Origin of the sequence: Streptococcus sp. LMAG:39, assembly GCF_008680485.1 — a bacterium.
GTDB lineage: Bacteria > Bacillota > Bacilli > Lactobacillales > Streptococcaceae > Streptococcus > Streptococcus pasteurianus.
The window spans coordinates 391,804-412,189 of record NZ_NALE01000001.1; the positions used below are offsets into that span (position 1 = coordinate 391,804).

Sequence of the window (20,386 nt, forward strand, 5' to 3'; positions counted from 1 at the left end):
TTATTCATTAAAACTAATACTAAAAATAACATTCACAAATGTTTCAATGTATCTCTCTTTTTCATCCTCACTATCAAATTTTGAAAAGCTAGGGTAGGAATTTTGAATTAAATTCATAATCATTTTCGCTTTTAGTAAAGCTGAATCTTCTTGTAATTCTGGATTAATAACTGTTAGTATCTCTACAACAATGGAAACCATCTTTTGATTAAAATAAATCATTAATTTTTGAAACTCTTCATCTTTTCTAGAAAGTAACAGAATATCACTATTTAAAAAATGATTTTCCCAATTATTATCTACTCCATTAATTAGAAATTCTTTGAATTTTATTTCTGAACGAATATTCTTTCCTGTAACTTCTTTTCGCAAGACTTCCATTTGCTTTAAAGAATAGTTAAAAAATATCTTGATTAATTCTTTAAAAACATCTTCCTTACTACTAAAATAATTATAAAAAACTCCCACAGAAACTCCTGCTGCTTTTGTAATCTCTTTTGTTGTAATAGAAGTTATGCTTCTATCTTTTAAGAGAGCATCTGTAGCCTTTATTAATTTTTGTTTATTATCATCTTTTGCCATAGTTATTACCTCAAAATAATTTTAAATCTTATAAATGAATTATAGTTCATTTATTTTCTGTTTGCAAGCATTTTGTGAACAATGGTTCATATTTCAACTCAAAATTCTATATATATGAACAAAAAATCATTGAAAAAGCTGTTTATATATATTATAATGAACTCATAATTTAATAGAACTAATGGCTTGAGGTATCATCATGAAAATTTTTTGTCTCCCATACGCTGGTGGCTCATCATCAATCTACTCCTCTTGGAAAAATTTATTTAGAAATTGCACTATAATTCCAATAGACTTACCTGGTCACGGCATGAATATAAACATGAATCTATTGGATACATTTTCTAAAAATCTTGAATTTCTTTACAATAAAATTATCTCCGAAATCTCTGATTCAGAAAAATATAGTATCTTTGGACATAGCCTAGGCGGTCTATTCACTTATGAGATTTGTAAAAAAATTGAACAGTCAGAGTTTAATAATCCTGATAAAATTTTTATTTCAGCAACCAAACCACCAATGTATAAGAAAAATTATGATTTAGAAACGGATGCAAAGTTAAAAGACATCTTAGTTGAGTATAATGCTACACCTAAAGAAATTTTAAACAATGAAGAAATCTTTAACTTTTTTAAGCCTATAATATTAAACGATTTCAAAGTCTACAATGACTATGAATTAAGTGACCATGATCAACAGATAAAAACCAAGACAATTATTTTTTATGGCACAAAAGACTCCATTTCGTATAACGAAATAAACAAATGGCAATTATTATGTGCAAACGACATTAATTATTACCCAGTCGAGGGAGATCACTTTTTTATTACTTCAAATTTGAGTCAAGTATCAAAAATAATTAACAACATGATAAATTAGAGGGTGTAACTAATGTTAATTTTAATATCTGATATATCCAAGTCAGATTCTCAAATCATTGATTATGATTTTTTAAATAAAATACCATCGTATAGATTAAAATCTAAAAATAAAAGCGAAATTCAAAGATCAATTAATTCATTAAAATTACTTAAAATTGGGTTAAGTGAATTTGGAATTGATTTATTTGGAGAGGATTTAGTATATAATGAATTTGGAAAACCAAGTTTAAGCAGAAAAGATATCTTCTATAGCATTTCTCATTCAGGAAAGTATGTTACATGTGCTATTTCAAATAAAATGGTTGGAATAGATATCCAGAAACATATCGAAAAGTTTGAGGAAATTATATCTTTCTTTAGCACTTCTGAAAAGGAATACCTAGCTAGTATATCTCTCCATAGATTATTAATAAAAGAATTTTTCAAAATTTGGACAGTTAAAGAAAGTTATGTAAAATTTTTAGGTAAAGGGCTATATAAAGAATTAGATTCTTTCTCACTTTTTCTTGATAAGAAAAAAATAATTGATGGAGATAGAATCCTTAAAGATATTTTGTATAAAAATTTTTCTATCTCTGAAGAGTATACTATGTCTGTTGTAGCTAGTTCTGATGATAGCTACGAAATTAGATATGTTGAAGTTGAAAACCTAATATCTCTATAAAAAATAAAATCCCATTATACATTAATACTCTGAACTGTACAGCGGGGATTCTTCTACATATACTATAAAATTTTCTGAAAGAACTTCATCAACTACTCTGCCTATAATTTTAGGACATACTCTGCATCCGCGAACATGTCAAAATATTTATTATCGAGAAAAACTAAGCGGTAAGCCATTTTGCGAACGATAAAGTTTAGTTTCTCGATATGGGTACGTTTAGTTTATTCAAAAAAACATAACTTGTTTCATCATGTTCAAATTCTATCTCATATATGTATTTAATTGCGAAGACTTCTCTACTTTTACACTCGTCAAAATTTGTTTATTCTAGAGAAATATCTTCTTGAAATTTTAGGTCGGTATGTTTTTTTGTGCTGAGAATTTTCACAAGTGTTTCTAACCTTCTAGTCAATCCCTCATACTCATCAAGATAATAACCTAGCTCCTCTTGCAGCACTTTTATTTCCTCGGTCACTTGTTCTAGTGTAATTGATTCTGTCAAATTTAGTTTTGAAAAGTCATACCTTGCTAGTTTTCGACTATTCGGATTATCACTCTTTAGGTTGATAAGCACTTCCGCCATCTTATTCAAGGTGGCGATTTTTTCATTGGTTTGATTCAGTTTGATATCTAGCTCTGCTATTTCTGCGACTAGTTCGTCTTTAATGTCTTGGTATCTTTTGTCTGTCTCTGTTAACTCAATCAAGAGGTTAATCTCAGAAATCTTTTCTTGAAGTCGCTCAACAGTCGGTCTTCTGTATGGTATTACTCGACTTTCGTTGGTCAGCTGTCTAATCAAGGTTCGTCCTTTTATATACTGATTCTTATCCGAATGTTCTTTGTTATAGACAAAGTATGAGGTGGTCTCACGGATATAGACTTTATATTTTGTCTGATTCTCTTCTTCAAGAATATCTAATTGATAGTTGGGAATGAAAATAAGACCGCTCTGCTTTATACCAAAAGACACCTTAATATAAACACCCTCATCAACTAGCTTCTCTATTTGGTGCTCTGCAAGTTCCACTTCAAATTCGTGGACGGCATCTCGTTTTTCCTTAAATGTCTCAAAGGCTTCCTCAATGTCTTCAGTGGATACTTTATCCTTATCTCGTTCTTCTTGAAAAGCGTGGTACTGTTCCCGTAAATTATCTAATCCTTCTGAATCCCCGACTTCCTTATTTTTAAAGTAATCTTGAAAAAAATTGACATCATATAATTTCTTATCACTTATTTTTTTATGACCCAAACTTATCTTTTGATTATCTTCTTCCAGGATAAAAGTTACATTTTTGTGCTTTAAGTCAACAGTTATATTCAATTCTTTCGCTTTTAATAGTAGCTCCTCTAATGAATTAACACAGTTCAACAGAAATTCTAATCGACTTTCAATCTCTTGCTTGGCAAAATGTGTACGAAAAAATTCTTTATCATATAAATCTCGTTTACTGAGTTGGCGTCCTCGAATTGGCTTTGTCATAGCTCTATCTGTCATCATGAATCGACTATGCTTCTGACTAAAATCAATATGAACATGTAACTGCACCGCTTTTTCTAAAAAATCATCAAAGGACTTTGAGTGCTGCATCAAAAAATAAAGACGTTGCTTTAATTCAAATTTATGACTAGACTGCCTATATTTTTGATAGTCACGATACGAGTAACGCTTCTCGATAATTTTTGCCCCTGCCATTTTAGAAATGCGGTCTGAAACCATACGAAGGTTTCGTTCTAAGGCATAATTCCATATCAACTTTTTATCTGAATTACGATCAATGGCGTTGATTAGGATGTGATTATGAACATGATTTTTGTCTGTATGAGTTGCCACGATAAAACGAAAACGGCCTCCTGTTAATTCCATCATGGTCTCATAACCAATGCGGTTAATTTCTTCAGGTGTCAGATTATCCTCGGGAGAAAATGATTGGATGAGGTGATGGGCATGGATATTTTGTTGATGTTTTTCTTGTCGGTCATTTCTAGATTCGTACAACTTGTCGTTATTGGTAAAATTGACATTGTACATGTCAACCATTTCTTCATAGCTAGGAAAATCTAAGTAATTACTCATGCCAAAATCAGATACCAATTTCAAATTGCCCGTTTTATCGGGATTGAGGATATACTTAATCAAACGCCTGCGATATTTTTTTCCGTGCGTCGCAAAATGTTTAGTGACTACCATGAAACTCCTTCAATCTTTTCAATTCCACTTGAAATTCTTTCTCTACTCCAGTAATTAATTCACTAACTCCCTTACTTAATTCTTGTAACTGTTCCTGGGAAATCAGATGACTTTGATTGATCGCACGCGCAATTTGATTGATGTTATTTCCAATCCGTCTCAATTCAAAAACTAACTGGTCATAAGTTTCAGTGTTAATTGTGGCAAAAGACATATTGGGATTAAGCAACACTTTTCTGGCATAGACCGAGAAATTTTGACAGTGACTCTTAGCAATTCGTTCATTCAATTGATGTAATTCTGAATCTGTTAGAAATACTTTTTTGAGATTGGTACGATAACGATAGACCATAGTAGTCTCCTATCTCATGTATTTTTCACGAAACTCACGACTGAGTGGCTGTGCTTGATTGACTTCTGCAATCAATTCTTGAACGCAGTTCAATAAGATTGACACGTGTTCTTGAGTCACTTGATTATTCTCTCTTGCAATAATCAAAACTTCATACACATCTCGACTAATCTGCTCAAACTTTTGAGATTGCCAAAGGGAGAACCAACTTTCAAAAATTCTATCCTGATAATTCTTTTTCAACAAATTTTGACGAAGAAATTCTGAGAAACTATCCACTTTTTGTTCCCTCATCATTTCTTTTATCTGTTTTTCTTCTTGTCTCGTAATTCTAAATTGCTTACGGATTAACTTAATTTCTTGTCCCATCCTACTATCATTTCAACATTATACTTGTCCGACAGTGTAAGGCTGCCTCACATTGTCAGTACGCTTCCTAAAGACCTCACTCTCTTCTTGTTCGGTCTTTGCGAGCTCAGGCATTGTGGTCACAATACCCAAAAAATCATATCGCCAGCTGACCAAAACCTTCCAGTTTTGACAGCCAACGATAAGATAACTTGGTGGCTTCGCCCCCAAACCCCCAGTGAAAAATCATGGATTGATTTTCTTAGGAATGATATTAGGATAACAAGGAAGATTTGGAAAAGGTATCACAACATGAAAAATGAGGGGAAGAAAAAAGAGAGCTTAATACTCTCTAAAAATTAACATAATAATTTATTCTAAAGACAATTTATGCTAAATCAATGCTCTTCACATTCTTTTATATATATTAAATTCATGTAGCCTATCTCTTTTATCTTTTGCATTATCAATATATTTAGTATAATCCTGTTTAAACTCCTCCAAACTCACTAAAGAAATATAAGAGTCATGACTATCATCATAAAGATCATTACATGGATTTTTCTTATAGCTTTGCTTTATATTCAACATATTCTTTCGTGCTAAATTGTCAAAAGATTTCAAAGTTCTACATGATTTAGTTTCTTGACAATGTGCACAATAGTGTGAACTACTTTCTAGTATCATATCTTTAGCATCATCTGTATATACTGCTACTACGCCATTTGTTCTGTTGTTCTTTCTATCTTCCAAGGAGTATCTAAGTTCATCATAAAGCCAATCATCATAATTTCCAATCCAATTCTTTCTATAAGAAACTGCCTCAGGAGTTAATAATACAATTGTAACCGATGTATCTTTCAATTTCTCATATAGATACTCCTGAATAGTATCCTCACTCATTTGACTTCTATCAGCATCTTCTGATCTATTAATTACCTCAGTAGATTCATCAAATAAATCAACTAGTTCATCTTTAATCTCTTTTCCATCACTAAAACGAAATGAAATAAATACTTTTGTTGCCATTATCTAACTCCTTCAATAATTTCATTTATTGTATTAACAACTTTTATAACATCTTCTTCAGTCTCTAAAATCTCCCAATAATCATTTAGATATGGATAGTCCCCCGACTCTTTCATTGCATCAAAAATTTCTTTTGCTGCAAACTCCGTAGAACCAATTGGAATTATTATTTTTCCTCTTTCTTTGGCAATCTGGAATTCCTCCAGCATTCCATTGGCAATTACTACCTCACCATTATCTAATTTATTACCAAATATAAATATACAGACCCCCGCCTCACTAATCATTTGTTCACGATTCTCAGTCCAACGTTCAACTAAGGACTTTTCTCCATCATCATGTTGAGGAAAAGGAAATAATCCAAGATGCTCACTGACATGCCTATACTTAGTTTTATAAATTTCATCAAGAGCTCCATTTATAACACTACTACCTACTCCAAGTCCAAACCCTGATATAATTTTATAATTTTTTGAAACAAGCGAACGCGATAAATTATAACAGAATTGATTTACCTTTTCTTGACTCCAATTTTCATTGTAATCAGAGATACTACCTGAAATAAAAATTGTATTTTTGAAATACTCTTCCTCAATTTTGGATATTAGCTTTGGTATCTCAGAATAATCATCAACTAGAACTGTATCTATTCCATAGCGCATTAAATCTCTAATTTTTAAATCTTGTTTGATTTTAGCATATAGGTAGTCATCTTGATCATCATAATCTTGTTCTAATACCTGCTTTTGAATACAATAATGTTCTCTTGTACGCTCTCCTAGTAAAATTTTTACCTTCCCTAAAATAGACTCTAAGTTCGGATCTTCGAAACTAAATCCTACAAATAAAAATGTTTTAGATACTAAATCACCCCGTAATGCTGTTACGAATAACGAATTTTTATCACTATACCTTTCATAATCATCTTTTGAGATAACTGCTTCATCCGGTGAATCTACGTCACCATGCATTTTATAAACAACTGCGTCACTATCCGGTCGGCTAACTGCTAAATCATCTATTTTTCTCTTTATATCTCCTCTACGATTATTCTTAATTAATCCATTTTCAATTACCTTATCATAATTAGTTGTCCAATATGTAGTAATAGGAAGTCGTGTTAATAGATTCATAACCTCAGTTTCCGCACCTGGACTAGAAAACTGGCTAATAATTTCTTGGTTAACAGGGCCTCTATTTCCAGATTTATAGTTTATATAATATTGAGTTAATCCGATTAAATCAGTCTCTTTTTCAATATCTAAACCAATTTCAGTTGCAAATGGTGCTACAAGCTTTTTCCAATTAACAAATCCTGCATCAACTGATGTTCCTGCACCAGCAAACACTGCTGCATTTCCTTCTTGTATACTCTTTGAAAATTTTTTTATAAATACTTCTTGTCTCATATTACCCTCATCTCTAATTTATTATAAGCCTATAATTTTTTCCACTCTTCAAGTAAAATATCTTCATTCCCTTTAATTTTGACATATATATTTTTTGACATTTGCAATTCAGGATAAGCTACATAGAATTTTGGAATACCTTTTCTATTTATATCTTCTGAGAAGTAAACACATATCTTCTTCCCTAATGCGTCAGCATATCCCAATTCCCAAGTACACCATTGGGAATTCAAAGTTTCTCCTGAAAAGTATAATACAAAAACATCTGATTGTTTTATACGCTCCTTGATAATATCAACTGTGGAGGCATTGCACCATTCACGCCTTAAATCATATTTATCATTTATCCAATCTATATAAACCACCTGTCCTTTTTTATTGAACTTTTTATAGAACTCTATAATTTTTTCTTCGTCTCTAGAATTATGCGATACGAATATATCAAATCTTTTTATCTTTTCTAAATCATTAATATATAATCTCTTTTTCAATTCATCTGGTCCTTTTTTATTTTTTACAATTTCGTTATCAATAAAATTCTTCTTACCTTTCTTTTTTCTGCTCAACCTAAAAGGTAAAGATAAACTCTGAAAATATAATTGAACTTCTATTTTTAATGATTGATTTCTAATATGCCCATTTATTGCATAGAAAAACTTCCGAACTTCTTTTGAATCATACTTAGAAAGTTCTCTTATAATTTCCAATCGTTCATGTAAATCATGAGTTTTAAAGAATCTATTTCGATAATTTCTTAAATATGGAGGTTCAACTTCCTGAATATAATTTAATTTTCTCTTTCTTCTCAAGGACTCTGCTTTTAATTTTTCTAAAGATATTGTTCGGGCAGTATTTACTTTTTTTACCATCTCTTCGTTACTAGCCAGACTCTCTCTTTTTATCTTCCTAATATGTTTTGAAGTTGAAAGTATAAAACTATCAGTTTCTAAAGACATACCTTTACATCGAATTTTGGAAAGATTCTTTCTAATAATACGTTTTCCATACCAATAATTTCTTTCCCTCTCTATCAGCAATATTTTATCTGGAAACATATATTTAAAGCGTTCTATATATTCTTTATTAGAAAATTCTAATGGCATTGTTTCTATAACTTGTCCATGAGCTTTCTTAAACTGTCTTTGAAATGTTATATAAAAATTATTATACTGCCTCATTACAATCCCCATACTCAATAAGTACCCCCACTACTTAATATTATTTTGCAGTATATTGTCCTCAATTAACTCCTGTAATCGCTCCCGTCCAACCTTCAACATCTCTTCTTCAACCTTACTCCACTCTCCGAAAAGGCAGTTTTGAAGAACCTCTGCTGCAGAACCTTCATACGTTTTAGAATCATAAATGCAAGTCCTGTCTCTTTGATAAATTTGAATTTGGTCAAAGATTTTCTCACTTTCTAACTCCCTTAGGTTATCAACCAAGTTCTCTACAATACCATCATGGTGTTCTTTTGGTGTTGCCCTGGCCTGATTGGGATCGATGGCATAAAGCTCTTCGTAACGAATCAAGGTGCTGAGATAGGACAATTCTGGTTTGGTACCAATCACAGCTAAGGAAACTTGGTATCCTTTCGAAGCTAATAATTGAGCAGTCTGACGTGGAACTTGAGTGGTACGCAAAGTCCCTTCAATCAGCAAATGGTAGCCTTGCGTGCTGAGTTCGTCAACCAGATGCTCTACCATTTTTCCTGCAAATCCCTTGGTATAGTCCACGCTGTCCTTGCCATACTTTTCTTGCAGTGCCAAGTAATTGGGATGCTGAGAACGGTAGCTGTCACCATCGATGATAATGATATTGCCTTGAAATTCTTTTTGCTTGATACGATGTATCGTTGTCTTACCTGCTCCGCTCTGACCTCCAAGTAAAATGGCTTTCGGTTGATCTGGAATCGTCTTTCCTCGAGTTAAAGCCCGAATGGTTCGCTGTAAGGCCTTCTGAAACTCTACCTCATTAAATTCTTCCAATCTCATTAAGCCACCACCCGATGATGCACCATGTCTAACATCCGCTCAATACCGTCTAAATAGCCATTGTAACGCTCTATTTCATCGAAAGTATCGACAAGGTAAATTTTCGTATGAATCAATTCAGCCAAATCATCACTCATGAGAATCCAAGGATTTGTTTCATCATCAAAAGCAATATCTTGACTATCCTGGTATCTATAAAGCTGTGATAAAATGGCTGCTCCACGTTCTTTTATCACTTCTATTTTTAAAGTCAGTTGGTAATCTTCAACAGGTGTTAGCATCTTGTCCTCTCCTACAATATCGACATAAGAAACGTTAAATTTCTGACAAATGCGGTCAATGAGTTCTGTTGAAACGGTGCTGGTTCCATTTTCGTAGCGACTCAGGCTATTGCGTGAAATCCCGACCATTTTCGCAAATTCTGGTTGTGTTAAATCGTGTGTTCGGCGTAGTGATTTAATATTGTCTCCAATCATAGATAAAGACCTCCTTATATTTGCTTTCATTATACCATAAAAAACGGATAACGCACCAAATATGGTGCGTTATCCGTTTTTAGGTTTCTTCGATTGCTTAAACTGCTCTATTCGCTTCTCTAACTGCTCAGTATTCAGTTTATTTTTCGCTTCCTGAATCGACTTATCAAGACTTTGTTCCTCAGTGGTTAAAATGTTCCGAGATATTTCTACTCTCTCACTAGACTTGAAACTTGGATCAAAGACCACATCTAGGAGTTGTTCTACTTTGGTTAGTTCAGTATCGGACATCTCTGATAATCGATGAATCAGTCGTTTAAAACGGTCTTGATGCTGTGTTTTCTTTTGAAAGAATTTCATTATCTTCTCCTTAAATTGTAAAAAGGTAGCCCGCATAGGACTACCTGGCTTATAAATCATCAATGGCTACTGAAATAGCCTGTAACTTTTTATTTTGGATTTTCTTTTCATCAATCAATTGATGAAGTTCTTCAATTTGCTTCTGACAGGCTGAAATATCCTTGTTGTTTTGTGCAATGGTATCTGCCAAGTGTTGTTTATAGTCACTTGTGATATTTACTTTCTTCGGCTGACTTTGTTTAACTTTTGATTCGGGCGTCTGTATATCTTTAGATTCTGACTCCTTTTGTTGCTGTTCAAAAGCAGCCACATAATCTACTTCTTCAATTAGTTTTTCATCCTGTTTATGGAAAAGTGCTGCGATTTTAGCTCTTTCTTCATGGGACGATGTTGGTTTCACATCATCTAGTGGCTGATCAAAATTCCATGTTTTACTCATTCTGTATCCTCATTTCTGTAATCTGGGTGTAATGTGGTTGCTTTACCAAAGGCTTGCTCTAGTGCTTCATGAAATGACAACTGACTAGATTGTTGCCGTTTGATAAAGGTACTATACATAGCTGTTTGTAGTTGGTCACGATAGTGTTCCAATTTCTCCGTCTCACGTGAGACCTTTTCTTCTTGCCTAGCTACTTTTTCAGCCAGACGTTCAATCACACTCATAGGGTGTCCTCCTTGTCACATTCTAGATTATGATAGCGGACTTGATTTTGTTATCACAATTCCAATGCATGCTCCCATTTAGGTGGAGGATGATTCCTAATGACTTGTGTTTGAGCAGATTGGACAACGTCCCCTAAAGATATTTCCCTCTATTGTTTCACAATATCATTCCAATCTGACTTTGTTTCAAGTCCCTGCAATGGTGGTAAATCTTGAGAAATCGGAAGTCCTTTATCTGACAGTTTCAGACAAAATTCTCTTCCTGCTTCATCGTTATCAACAGCCAATGTTATGACGTTTGAATGAGTTTGAAAAAAGGTTGTCGTCTCTTGTATTGCCTGAAGATAATGGCTAAGTCTGCTTGGTTTTACTGTATCTAGAAATGCCAATTTTCCTTGTTCTTCTGCCGCAAGTCGCAAGGTCTGATAAGCAATCACTGAAAGTTTTAAGCCTTCCATTGAAATCAGGCGAACATCGTATAATTGCTTTTGGTGAAGCTGATAATAGCTCATCATATCGATAACGGATTCACAAAAAATGAGTCGCTTAGGATTCCCAATATCGAAACTAATACCGACATGGCCATGAGAGCCTTTCATGATTTTCTTCAAATAGCCACGTTTGTGTCTTTCTTCATTTTTGACGAGACCTTGTAGGCTTGCGGCCTGTAAGGTCCCATTATGGTCATAGCTTTTTAACACTAATACGGGCTCCAATTGATAAGTAGCTTGAGCAAGCAATCCTTGTCTGCCAAAGGTATTGATAGTCTGATCACTTAGGCCACGAACTTCTTTCAAGTAAGTACGGGCTTGCTGAAAGGGTTCTTCACGCAAATAATATTGAAACGGTTGATAAGTTTCTTCTATCACCTTAGTTTGTTCAAAATCCCCAGTTTCAAGATAGGATACAGCCTCTTTGAAAGAAACATCTGCCACTAATTGAACAAAGTCAATCACATCCCCTTGTATATCTCTTGAAAACCATTTGAAAGTATTGGTATCTGCAAAAATCCGAAAGGAATCATGGTCTGGGTGTTCATAAATGTGTCCTGATAAACGTCTAAAGGAATAACCTAGACTTTCAGCCACATCTAAAATGGCCTTTTGTTTTACTGCTTTAATTCGTGTCATCTTGTCTCCCTATCAAAAAAAGCAGAAGACTGTCTCCTGCTAGTTGTTCTCACTTGTTGTAGTTCCTTGGATCGTTGGTATGCTGGAATTAGCACCATCTGTAGCTTCTTTCATGTCCTCCAGTTTCCCATTCCAAATGGTCAACTGATTAACCAGAAGCTTGTCGGAAACTTTGGAGTAGGATAAGATAACCGTCTTGGTTTCTGTCTGAGTGGTTCGTTGTTGTTGCTCACTCAAGTCAGATACATAAGTCACTTGATAGGTAACTTCCGCAAGTGCAACATTGCTCTCTGTATTGACATAGATACTGGCTGATTCAAATCGGTAGTCAAGCATATAATCTTTATAAACTTGATTGATCGCTTTATTCTGATTTGCTTCCTCTTCTGAAAATGCCGAATCCGTCATGTAGGGTTTGATACGAGCGTTATTTTCACCCAGCTGAACCTTTGTATAATATTGAGTGAGAAATTCATTGACAAGCTCATCTGATAAGACTGTCGCTCTTTCCTCCTGCTTTTCCTTTGTCACAAGTTTATTGGCTTCTGCTCGTATTTGGTGCTCTGTTTGTTTTGAAACGGATTGTGAGCCAATCGTGTAGCCAATCATGACCATAAAACTGACTGCGATTAAACCTCCTACTCCAATCAGAAATCGAGCTTTCACTTTATTTAACATGACTTACTCCTTTATTAGTGATAGCCTCATCATATCAAGATTAGCTTGGAGATTTTATCACAAGAAAAAGGACTACCAATCGGTAATCCTCCGTGTTAAACTATTCTATTTCTCCACCACTTCATAATAATGCTAAAAACTAGAAATAAATTCAAAGCTATAAAAAATCCAGTAAAACTCCAAATACCATTGGCTGCTAAATCTTCTGTATAGAGGTCTCTCTCTGTGAAAAAGAGGTAGATTCCATAGATTTCAATAAAGACTAATCCACTGATGAGCCCGATAAGGAATAAAGTACCTGAAACTTTCACAATCTGATAAAGGACAAGCAACATTAGTCCTATTGCTATAATAATCAGAAGGCTTTGTAGAATTTGTTCCAACATCTTCCACCTCTTTCTAAGGCATCTGCTTACGGTAATAGTTAGCTTGTTCCTGGTCAAGTTCATCTAGTTGGGCAACCAAGTCAAGGTATTCCACTTTCGTCACTTCGTCTAGGTTTGGAAAATCATTCTCACGACTTGTGATGATGAGTTCCAGCTGTCCAGTGATTTCACGCTTTGAAAAGCTATAATCAAGAGTTTCATCTTCATACTGTTCCTTTAAGGTTTGGTAGTTTGCCCTATCTTCTGGGCTTGTAAAGCCTTGTGCCAACCATTCTTCAAGTTGACAACGCATTTCTTCTAGTGTTTGGGCCATGATCTATTCTCCTTTTGTGATTTCTTGACTTCATTTTACCGCGTTCAAAGATATTTGTCAGCCTTTTTTCTTATATCTCGAGTATTATTTGTTGCTCCTTTTGAGGTGTTGGATCTTCACTAAACTTGGCCAAAGCTGCATCTATCTCCTCAATCTCTGCTTCTTTTTCCACCAAGGGAGCCAAAACATCATACTTAGCCTTTACAAGCTGATAATCTTCTTCCTTGGGGAAGACTTTTTCAACTTCTACTTTGGCTACTCGTAGTTTATCTTTTAAATCCTTTACCAGCTCTTGCGTCTTTTCTTGGTCATCTATAATATGGTCAATGGCATTACTAATCCGTTGAATGGTTCCCACGTCTGATTTCAAATCAAGAGCGACTGTATATTGATTATCACCTACAATCATCAAAGAAACCGTCTCTGGTAAGGGCTCACTAGGACCTCGTGTAGTCATTTTTAAATCAAATCCTCTAAAGCTGGCAAGTGTTTTGACTTCCTTGGTCTCTGAGCGGTTATAGGTAATGAGTTTTCGCAGATAGTCCCCTGCTTCTGCACGATTATCCATTGCTTGATTGTCAAATTTTATGACAAAATCTTGCGACTTTGTTGCCAAAGATTGGGCAATATCTTTATCATATTGACTCAACCGTTTTTCCATAATAGGGAGGTGCTTCTCGCAATAGGAAACAGTGTGACGGTATTCATCTTTTGAGCGATTAAAAGCTCGTTTTTGATTTTCTAACACTGTTAGTTCATTTTCCAACTCCATTTTCAGTTTGAGATAGGGATTACCAGTGGCTAAAGCCTTAAAGTCTGAGGCGGTCATGGTTTGTTCATCAATATCTTCTGCTGATCTAATAGGATCTTTTGAGGTCATAATCTGGGTGATATATTTGAGTTTATTCTCCTGCGTCTGCCAGAGGTAATTGTCGAAGCTCCCTTTAGTAATATAGTGATAAATATCTACCTCCTGGTGCATGTTTCCTTGTCGGATGAGCCTTCCATTTCGCTGGACAATATCTGAGGGACGCCAAGGAACATCTAAGTGGTGGACAGCTTTCATGCGTGATTGCACGTTTAGACCTGTTCCACCTTTTTCCGTAGAAGCCATGAGAATCCGTACTTCCCCACTATTGACCTTTCTAGACAGTGAGTTTTTCTTTTCATCAGTATTGGCATCATGGACAAAGGCAATTTCTTCTTTTGGAATCCCTCGATCTACTAGCAAGTCCTTAAGTTCATTGTAGACATCAAACCCTTCGTCCTTACTTTTAGGGGTTCCAATATCAGAGAAAATCATCTGAGTGGCTTTGTTTTCAGCTCCTTCACTGTAAATCCGCTCGACATTATCGACTACTTGAAGGATTTTCTGATTGTCTGATAAGGTATAAGCAGGGTCAATCAACCGCATATCAATGGCTAGTTTTCTAGCTTCCCCAGTTATCTTAAGCATATTATCTCTACTTGGATCAACACTACCTGACTTGATAGCGTCTGAACGCTCTACCAGTTCTTCTAAATAGTATTTCTGAGCTTGTGTTAACTCGCTTTCCACCGCAATAATCTTGGCTTCAGGTACAGGTAAATCAAGCATGTCTGAAGTCTGAATGTCTGCAGTCTCCTTGTAAATTCGCATGAGTTCAGGCAAGTTGACAAACTTCTTAAACCGTTTCTTAGGTTGGTATTTATCACCTGTCGGGGCTAGTTCCATAGAGTTTTCGATATTCCCAAAAGCACCAACCCAAGAGTCAAAATTGGATACCTGGTATCGTTCCAAGACATCAGGTTGAATGTAATTCATCATGGTGAAAAGTTCACTAATGGAGTTTGAGACTGGTGTTCCTGTCGCAAAAACGACATTTCTATCACCATGCTCCGCCTGAACCTGTCTCACCTTCATCTCCATGTCTACATTCTTTTTTGAAGTGGTATTGGTAATTCCCGCGACATTCCCAAGTCCAGTGATTGGACGGATATTCTTGAAATGATGAGCTTCATCCACAAAGAGAAAATCAATGCCAAGGTTTTCAAATTCAATAAAGGTATCTCGTTCCAGTTTTTGGAGTTCTTCTAGTTGGTGTTCTAGTCCCTTAATCGAACGCTCTGCTTCTTTAACTGTATAGTCAGAATCACTTCCTAGCTTGATTTCTCTGAGTTGCTCGAGTTTGTCATTGATATAGGTGACCTGTTTCTCTCGGCTCATCGGTATTTTTTCAAACTGGGAATCTCCAATGACAATGGCATCATAGTCGCCTGTGATAATACGTGATACGAACTGCTTACGTTTGGCTTTGACAAAGTCCTTCTTGGTGGTCACATAAACTTTCTTAGTTGGGAAAAATTTCATAATTTCTTGACCAAACTGTGCAGTCAAACTAGAAGGAACCACATAAAGAGGTTTATGTACCATTCCGAGTTCTTTCAATTTGAAACCAGCTCCAAGCATGGTCAAGGTTTTTCCAGACCCTACCTCATGGGCTAGTAGGGCACGTTTTTCCTCCACAATCCGTTGAATGGCATTCTTTTGGTGAGGACGTAAGGAAATATTCTGGGCGAGTCCATCAATGGTTAAATGGCTACCATCATAAACCTTAGAAACTGTACGATTATAGAGACTATTATAGGTATCTTCAATCATCTGTTGGACGTCTGGATACCTTGACACATAGTCTTGAAATAGCTCTTGTAGGTGCGTTTCCTTGGCACGTAGGACCGTTGTTTTCTCCACATCTGTCACATTCTTTTTCTTATCCCCTTCGACAATTTGTTTTGTAATGGTTGGTTGATTGGAATTCAGGAGGTTTTCAAAGATTTTTCGACCACTATCATAGCGTGAAGCAGGGACACCTAGACTCCTATCCGTTGCGTTGGAATAGGTGTAGGCAAACTTAGATTGGTAAGTGATAACCCCATCAATGGGACTGACTTCAAGGACAGTCACCACTTCTTGGTCAGAGAGGTCAAAAGCTTTTCCCATAAAGGTTTCTTGGGCAAATTTTCCGTAAACAGACAAGGGAATCCAGCGTGAACCAATCCGATAATCAATGTCTGCCAAGGTAATACGTGCTGGTTTAACCGCTTCTAGAAGTCCTGCATAATGCGGCCAGTTAAAGTCCTGATTGCCTTGTTTCACAAATAGGTCCACCACTTCTAACTTGGTAACGACATCACCTGACAGGAAGTCTTGGCGAGAAACATAGGACAGCTCCCCATTCAAATACTTCTCAGGATCAGGCATAATGAGGTCGCCTAACTCCTCAATCAAAGTCATCTTCGAATCAACCTGATAGATGGACATCATATAATCGAAATCAACACCTCGTCCGTCAGCCAAGCTGGAATTTAAGGCATCAAGGGCAGTATGTACCTTTTTAACCTCTTTTTCAGGACGCACCAGAGCTTTTTCAAAGGCAAGGGATTTGGTATAGATAACAGACTTTCCACTCGAATCCAAACTTTCATCTTCCAAACTAGCAAGAAGCGAATATTTATCATCACTATCAAAAAGATTACGATTCACTGCACTGTTCAAATACCCATAGCGTTTGACAAAGCTATCATAGGTACGATTAAGCTTGCCTAATAAGTCGTTGAACTCGCCTTTATCATAGTCATAATAGCGTTGAATGGCTATGACTTCTTGATAGGCATTACGAATGTCCACCATTCCTTTGATTCGTGCTACTTCTTTCTCAGATAAGGGAGCTTCATAGAAAACTGTCTTTTTATATAACCCTTTAAACTGACCACGTTTTGCTGCATCATCTGTAACATAAACATCTAGAGCAGTGCTATCAGTTACTTCTAAGGCATTAAAGCGATCAATCTGCTTTTGGGAATGCTTGCTGTCCCAGGCTTTGAAGTTACCATCTTCATCGACATAGTAACTGATTTCTTCCGTCTTGGTCCCCACTCGAATGCCTTTGTTATCTCGATAATAGACCGTAGAACCCTGGTAACCAAAACTGTACTGACCTAGATTTTCTCTAATATCAGGTGGAATGGAGGTGTCAATCACTTGTTTGGTCAATACATCTAGGTTAATGATGACCTCATTTCGATCAATCTCTCTTGGGGCCTTAACATGGTTTAGAGCAGTTTGGACACTGGCAATCAAGTTATCACTAGTCCCCTTAACAGAAAGTGTTCCACCGTTAAAGTTTCTGACTTCATAGGTTCCTAGCACTTGGCTATTGTATTCTCCATCAAAGTAAGGATTGAGCCAAATACGACTATCTTTTTCATGACGAATGGAACCTGAAAAGGCAAAGTCATCTGCCACATAGCCCTTGTTCAAGTGTTTCTGGAAGAACAACATATCCGTTGTGACATTGGTTCCGGCAATGGCCTTAAAGGCGGTATCAGGCAAGCGAACCCCTCCAAGAAAGTCAGTTGTCTCACGAATATCTTGTAAAATGTTTTCGGTTCGCTTATCCATGGTTCCTGTTGAAGAGATAATGGCTACTTGCCCACCATCATGGACTAAATCAAGCGACTTTTTGACAAAGTAATCATGAATCATGTAAGGCTTATCGTACCTGTTATCCGCAATTCGAAGATTGGCAAACGGCACATTTGAAATCACTAAATCAAAGCTATTGTCGTTAAAAGCTACCGTCTCAAAACCCTTAATTTCAATATGACTATTGGGATGAAGGTGTTTGGCTATAGCTCCTGTAATGGTATCTAACTCTACGCCATATAGCTCACTCTTTTCTCTTAACTGTTTAGGCATAGCCGCAAAGAAATTCCCTGTTCCCATGGAAGGGTCTAGGATTTTTCCGCCTGTAAAACCATCTCTTTCCAACTTATCCCACATCTGACGGATAAGGGCAGGGTCTGTGTAATAGGCTGTCAAGGAGGACTGTTTCATATCGGAATATTCTTTATCTGTGACTAAGTTTTTCAGTTCTTCTCGTTCCTTAGAAAATTTTGCATTATAGTCATCAAAGAAATCATTGGCAAGCCCTCCCCAGCCTACATACTTGGCAAGGAGTTCTTGTTCACTTGGTGAAGCAATACGGTGCTCTACTTCTAGATTTTTTACCAACCGAATAGCCGCAATATTTGTCTCAACCTTATCTCTAGCAGACTTAGGATAGAAGTCTGTCAAATCTTCAGGAAAATAAAAGTCCGTTACTGGAATCTCTGGAATTGATTCCTCTACCTCCTCAACAGGACCTTGGTTGTTTGGTTGGTCAACAACATCATTGTTAGACTCCTCTACACCACTTGGTTCTAAGAGACCGACAGTCTGAATAGGGTGCTCAGTAGCTGATTCCTCTTCCAGAAATGAAAAAAGGTTTAATTCTTGGTCTGCTTCGTCTAACTCTGTTTGTGGTTCTGCCTTTGTCTGATGCAGTGCCTGACTAACTTCTTCCCAGGTCCTAACATAAAGAACAGGATTTTGTTCAATGATATCCGAAAAGTCATTGACTAACTCAATCCGAATCAAACCGTTCAATCGAGCATCGCTGACCGACACGACCTCAAAGTCCTGTCCCTTATAGGAAACCAATGACCCCAGAGGATAAGTGTCCAAGACCGTCTGAACAAGTGGATTTACCGCAAATTCTTCATCAACCACTACTTTCGTCTCAGCTTTCTCTAGCTTGTTCTTCCAATCTCTGAGGGTTAAATCTGGCCGGTTGCTCTTATCCTTTTCAAATTGTTCCGCGTCTTCTCTGCTAAGTTCTTGGTGTAAAAAAGCGTAGGCAACTTGTCGCAGCTCTTCAATGGAAAGCTGGCTACCAAAGAAAAATTCAATTTTTTCATGACTTAGCCCCATTTGGAGTAGTTCTGTCGCAAGAGCTAGTTGAGTTACAGAGGCATTGGGAAAGCCACCTAATAAAGCAAGATCCGCATTTTTCAAATGAAAACGACCTGCCGCATCCAATAAAATACCGATTTGGTCTGGGGCAAACTGAGATAAATCAATCCCTACCTGAGTCAATTTCTCTTGATTTTCTATCCTAATGACTTGCCCAATTTTTTCTAATTCCTTTTCTTCGACTGCAGTTAGCGTTCGTTTCAGCTCATAGGGATTTCCATCAGCCTCTAGATAGGTTAGTAACTCCTCGCCATCAAAGACTGGTGTCATTTCCATCACAATATCAAAATCACCTCGTCTAAAACTTGGGACTTTTGAACGTTCATTTCGAATTTGGTCAAAATATGTTAGTATCTCAAATTTACGTCGTAAAGATAACTCTTCATAGGCTGGCAGATGACTTGTTTTTCCAGTTCGGATATCCAGTTGAGACAAATCTACATCCAAACTAGCAATAATCAAAGAGCCATCTTCTCTAAAAGATATTGCTTGATTACTACTAGCTTTGTGCTCATCATCAGTTTCTACATTTTCTAGAACAGTTTCATCAACTCCTGTTTCAAGCTGAGGCTCGTAGGTCAAGAGAAACTGTTCAATATCTCGGCTGATCCTATCCGCTAAATTATTAGCCACACGATATACATTGACCAAATTAGCTCCCCTACTCTTTTGTAAGAGTGAATCTGGTGAAATAGTTTGGTAGTGTCCATTTGAGTCTAATAGTTGAAAACGAGTGGCCAAATTGAACAAGGCCACTTCAATCACCAAGTCTTTTTCAGACGGCGATAGTTTGTCGAGTTTTTGGAGACCAATTTGGCCGAATACTTGTGTATAGGTCAATAGATCATGAGCAGTATCATAAGGACTAGCCTGGACAAAAGCTGAAACATCTGTCTCAAAGTGAAGTACCTGAACAGATCTTTTGATTCCCTGCCTATTGTTCATAAACTGACGAATAAGACTATCCCACTCCTCATCAAAATGCTCTGCTTGGTAATATAAAAATGCCTCAAGCAGGGCTCTATCACGAGGAATGGTGGCTCTCATCATTTGTAGTAAGACTTCTTGATTCATTTTCCCTCCCATTTTAAAAGGG

The 20,386-nt window shown here is 36.2% G+C and carries 18 protein-coding genes and 1 pseudogene; 2 read left to right on the forward strand and 17 right to left on the reverse strand.

Going from position 1 to position 20,386, the window contains the following annotated elements; all coding sequences use genetic code 11:
• The gene (locus CCC20_RS01850) at positions 1 to 582 is read right to left on the reverse strand and encodes a TetR/AcrR family transcriptional regulator (protein ID WP_010730296.1); all 582 of its coding nucleotides are present in this window, start codon (positions 580 to 582) and stop codon (positions 1 to 3) included.
• Positions 583 to 781: 199 nt separating this feature from the next.
• On the opposite strand from CCC20_RS01850, the gene CCC20_RS01855 reads away from it, so the two are divergent.
• Positions 782 to 1,462: a thioesterase II family protein gene (locus CCC20_RS01855; RefSeq protein ID WP_260844592.1), complete on the forward strand. Its 681-nt coding sequence runs from the start codon at positions 782 to 784 to the stop codon at positions 1,460 to 1,462.
• Between the two features lie 12 nt (positions 1,463 to 1,474).
• Complete coding sequence (locus tag CCC20_RS01860) at positions 1,475 to 2,128, forward strand: 4'-phosphopantetheinyl transferase family protein (RefSeq protein WP_154864668.1); 654 nt, start codon at positions 1,475 to 1,477, stop codon at positions 2,126 to 2,128.
• Between the two features lie 325 nt (positions 2,129 to 2,453).
• Here the strand turns inward: CCC20_RS01860 and CCC20_RS01865 are convergent, their stop codons facing one another.
• The 16 genes and pseudogenes from CCC20_RS01865 to CCC20_RS01940 all read right to left on the reverse strand — a co-directional run bounded on the left by CCC20_RS01865 (position 2,454) and on the right by CCC20_RS01940 (position 20,364).
• Positions 2,454 to 4,319 carry an SAG1250 family conjugative relaxase gene (locus CCC20_RS01865; protein WP_287178775.1) on the reverse strand — a complete coding sequence of 622 codons (1,866 nt, stop codon included), beginning with the start codon at positions 4,317 to 4,319 and terminating at the stop codon, positions 2,454 to 2,456.
• Positions 4,306 to 4,671 (reverse strand): MobC family plasmid mobilization relaxosome protein, encoded by a 366-nt coding sequence (locus CCC20_RS01870; RefSeq protein ID WP_144356922.1) that lies wholly within the window; start codon positions 4,669 to 4,671, stop codon positions 4,306 to 4,308. The genes CCC20_RS01865 and CCC20_RS01870 overlap by 14 nt, the downstream gene beginning before the upstream one ends.
• A gap of 9 nt (positions 4,672 to 4,680) precedes the next feature.
• The gene (locus tag CCC20_RS01875) at positions 4,681 to 5,040 is read right to left on the reverse strand and encodes an SAG1252 family conjugative relaxosome accessory protein (protein ID WP_144356923.1); all 360 of its coding nucleotides are present in this window, start codon (positions 5,038 to 5,040) and stop codon (positions 4,681 to 4,683) included.
• Positions 5,041 to 5,427: 387 nt separating this feature from the next.
• Positions 5,428 to 6,048 (reverse strand): TIR domain-containing protein, encoded by a 621-nt coding sequence (locus CCC20_RS01880; RefSeq protein ID WP_144356925.1) that lies wholly within the window; start codon positions 6,046 to 6,048, stop codon positions 5,428 to 5,430.
• On the reverse strand, positions 6,048 to 7,457 hold the full coding sequence (locus CCC20_RS01885; protein WP_144356926.1) for an SIR2 family protein: 1,410 nt from the start codon (positions 7,455 to 7,457) through the stop codon (positions 6,048 to 6,050). The genes CCC20_RS01880 and CCC20_RS01885 overlap by 1 nt, the downstream gene beginning before the upstream one ends.
• A 29-nt stretch (positions 7,458 to 7,486) precedes the next feature.
• On the reverse strand, positions 7,487 to 8,647 hold the full coding sequence (locus tag CCC20_RS01890; RefSeq protein ID WP_287178784.1) for a toll/interleukin-1 receptor domain-containing protein: 1,161 nt from the start codon (positions 8,645 to 8,647) through the stop codon (positions 7,487 to 7,489).
• An 18-nt stretch (positions 8,648 to 8,665) separates the two neighbouring features.
• On the reverse strand, positions 8,666 to 9,451 hold the full coding sequence (gene pezT / locus CCC20_RS01895; protein WP_287178786.1) for a type II toxin-antitoxin system toxin PezT: 786 nt from the start codon (positions 9,449 to 9,451) through the stop codon (positions 8,666 to 8,668).
• Entirely contained in the window at positions 9,451 to 9,927 is a 477-nt protein-coding gene (gene pezA / locus CCC20_RS01900) for a type II toxin-antitoxin system antitoxin PezA (protein ID WP_285394271.1), read from the reverse strand. The genes pezT and pezA overlap by 1 nt, the downstream gene beginning before the upstream one ends.
• Positions 9,928 to 9,996: 69 nt before the next feature.
• Positions 9,997 to 10,287, reverse strand: coding sequence for a hypothetical protein (locus CCC20_RS01905; RefSeq protein ID WP_285394270.1), 291 nt, complete (start codon positions 10,285 to 10,287; stop codon positions 9,997 to 9,999).
• 49 nt (positions 10,288 to 10,336) lie between these two features.
• Positions 10,337 to 10,726, reverse strand: coding sequence for a DUF5945 family protein (locus CCC20_RS01910; RefSeq protein ID WP_287178411.1), 390 nt, complete (start codon positions 10,724 to 10,726; stop codon positions 10,337 to 10,339).
• The gene (locus CCC20_RS01915) at positions 10,723 to 10,950 is read right to left on the reverse strand and encodes a DUF5965 family protein (RefSeq protein WP_144356697.1); all 228 of its coding nucleotides are present in this window, start codon (positions 10,948 to 10,950) and stop codon (positions 10,723 to 10,725) included. The genes CCC20_RS01910 and CCC20_RS01915 overlap by 4 nt, the downstream gene beginning before the upstream one ends.
• A 53-nt stretch (positions 10,951 to 11,003) precedes the next feature.
• Positions 11,004 to 12,080, reverse strand: a pseudogene (locus CCC20_RS01920) (toprim domain-containing protein).
• A gap of 39 nt (positions 12,081 to 12,119) precedes the next feature.
• Positions 12,120 to 12,758, reverse strand: coding sequence for a peptidylprolyl isomerase (locus CCC20_RS01925; protein WP_144356695.1), 639 nt, complete (start codon positions 12,756 to 12,758; stop codon positions 12,120 to 12,122).
• A 95-nt stretch (positions 12,759 to 12,853) separates the two neighbouring features.
• A complete protein-coding gene (locus tag CCC20_RS01930) occupies positions 12,854 to 13,144 on the reverse strand; it encodes a DUF5966 family protein (protein WP_144356694.1) in 291 nt (96 codons plus the stop codon).
• Positions 13,145 to 13,157: 13 nt separating this feature from the next.
• Positions 13,158 to 13,457: a DUF5962 family protein gene (locus CCC20_RS01935; protein ID WP_144356693.1), complete on the reverse strand. Its 300-nt coding sequence runs from the start codon at positions 13,455 to 13,457 to the stop codon at positions 13,158 to 13,160.
• A 70-nt stretch (positions 13,458 to 13,527) separates the two neighbouring features.
• Positions 13,528 to 20,364, reverse strand: coding sequence for a helicase-like domain-containing protein (locus CCC20_RS01940; RefSeq protein ID WP_287178788.1), 6,837 nt, complete (start codon positions 20,362 to 20,364; stop codon positions 13,528 to 13,530).
• Between the last annotated feature and the right edge of the window lie 22 nt (positions 20,365 to 20,386).

Excerpts from the sequence above, each read along its gene's own strand:
- CCC20_RS01850 (WP_010730296.1), bottom strand. The coding sequence starts at position 582 with ATGGCAAAAGATGATAATAAACAAAAATTAATAAAGGCTACAGATGCT.
- CCC20_RS01855 (WP_260844592.1), top strand. The coding sequence starts at position 782 with ATGAAAATTTTTTGTCTCCCATACGCTGGTGGCTCATCATCAATCTAC.
- CCC20_RS01860 (WP_154864668.1), top strand. The coding sequence starts at position 1,475 with ATGTTAATTTTAATATCTGATATATCCAAGTCAGATTCTCAAATCATT.
- CCC20_RS01865 (WP_287178775.1), bottom strand. The coding sequence starts at position 4,319 with ATGGTAGTCACTAAACATTTTGCGACGCACGGAAAAAAATATCGCAGG.
- CCC20_RS01870 (WP_144356922.1), bottom strand. The coding sequence starts at position 4,671 with ATGGTCTATCGTTATCGTACCAATCTCAAAAAAGTATTTCTAACAGAT.
- CCC20_RS01875 (WP_144356923.1), bottom strand. The coding sequence starts at position 5,040 with ATGGGACAAGAAATTAAGTTAATCCGTAAGCAATTTAGAATTACGAGA.
- CCC20_RS01880 (WP_144356925.1), bottom strand. The coding sequence starts at position 6,048 with ATGGCAACAAAAGTATTTATTTCATTTCGTTTTAGTGATGGAAAAGAG.
- CCC20_RS01885 (WP_144356926.1), bottom strand. The coding sequence starts at position 7,457 with ATGAGACAAGAAGTATTTATAAAAAAATTTTCAAAGAGTATACAAGAA.
- CCC20_RS01890 (WP_287178784.1), bottom strand. The coding sequence starts at position 8,647 with ATGGGGATTGTAATGAGGCAGTATAATAATTTTTATATAACATTTCAA.
- pezT (WP_287178786.1), bottom strand. The coding sequence starts at position 9,451 with ATGAGATTGGAAGAATTTAATGAGGTAGAGTTTCAGAAGGCCTTACAG.
- pezA (WP_285394271.1), bottom strand. The coding sequence starts at position 9,927 with ATGATTGGAGACAATATTAAATCACTACGCCGAACACACGATTTAACA.
- CCC20_RS01905 (WP_285394270.1), bottom strand. The coding sequence starts at position 10,287 with ATGAAATTCTTTCAAAAGAAAACACAGCATCAAGACCGTTTTAAACGA.
- CCC20_RS01910 (WP_287178411.1), bottom strand. The coding sequence starts at position 10,726 with ATGAGTAAAACATGGAATTTTGATCAGCCACTAGATGATGTGAAACCA.
- CCC20_RS01915 (WP_144356697.1), bottom strand. The coding sequence starts at position 10,950 with ATGAGTGTGATTGAACGTCTGGCTGAAAAAGTAGCTAGGCAAGAAGAA.
- CCC20_RS01925 (WP_144356695.1), bottom strand. The coding sequence starts at position 12,758 with ATGTTAAATAAAGTGAAAGCTCGATTTCTGATTGGAGTAGGAGGTTTA.
- CCC20_RS01930 (WP_144356694.1), bottom strand. The coding sequence starts at position 13,144 with ATGTTGGAACAAATTCTACAAAGCCTTCTGATTATTATAGCAATAGGA.
- CCC20_RS01935 (WP_144356693.1), bottom strand. The coding sequence starts at position 13,457 with ATGGCCCAAACACTAGAAGAAATGCGTTGTCAACTTGAAGAATGGTTG.
- CCC20_RS01940 (WP_287178788.1), bottom strand. The coding sequence starts at position 20,364 with ATGAATCAAGAAGTCTTACTACAAATGATGAGAGCCACCATTCCTCGT.